The 976-nt window shown below is 67.1% G+C and carries 1 pseudogene; it reads left to right on the forward strand.

The window, feature by feature from the left end:
• Nucleotides 1-976 (forward strand): annotated as a pseudogene (locus tag KHC28_RS14405) (IS3 family transposase); the annotation flags it as partial.

Raw genomic sequence — 976 nt, forward strand, 5'->3', positions numbered from 1 at the left:
GCACGAGGCGGGGATGAAGACCGCCGATGTGTGCCGCAAGCACGGGATCTCGGACGCCACGCTCTATAAGTGGAAGGCCCGGTACGGCGGCATGACGGCCTCCGAGACGGTGCGGCTCCGCACGCTCGAGGAGGAGAACCGGCGGCTGAAGAAGCTGCTGGCGGAACAGATGCTCGACAATGCGGTGCTGAAGGATCTGCTCGGAAAAAACTGAGCTCGCCTGCGGCGCGGTTCGCGACGGTGAAGCGCGTGATCGACGATCACGGCTACTCGGAGCGCCGGGCCTGCAGGCTGATCGGGGTGGATCGGTCGAGCTTCCAGTACCGGCGCGAGGCGCAGGGTGATGCGGCCATCCGTACGCGCCTGCGGGAGCTTGCCAATGAGCGCCGCCGGTTCGGCTATCGGCGGCTGGCGATCCTGCTGAAGCGGGAGGGCGTGAGGATGAACCTGAAGAAGGTCTACCGCCTCTACCGGGAGGAACGGCTCGTGGTGCGTCGGCGTGGCGGGCGCAAGCGGGCGCTCGGCACCCGGGCGCCGGCGGCCGTCCCGCAGGGAGCGAACCAGCGCTGGAGCCTCGACTTCGTGTCCGATGCCCTGAATGACGGCCGGCGCTTCCGGGTGTTGAACATCGTCGACGACTTCACGCGCGAATGCCTGGCCGCGGTAGTGGACACCTCGCTCTCCGGCGCCCGCGTCGTGCGTGAACTCAATGAGGTCATCCTCCGCCGCGGTCGGCCCTGCATGATCGTGTCCGACAACGGCACCGAGCTGGTCAGTCGGGCGATCCTCGGCTTCTGCGAGGACACCGCCATCGAATGGCACTACATCGCCCCGGGCAAGCCGATCCAAAACGCCTTCGTGGAGAGCTTCAACGGCCGCCTGCGTGACGAGTGCCTCAATGAGCACGCCTTCACCTCGCTTGCCGAGGCGCGGCGGATCATCGAGGCTTGGCGGGTCGACTACAACACCGTCAGAC

Source organism: Ancylobacter sonchi (assembly GCF_018390695.1).
GTDB lineage: Bacteria > Pseudomonadota > Alphaproteobacteria > Rhizobiales > Xanthobacteraceae > Ancylobacter > Ancylobacter sonchi.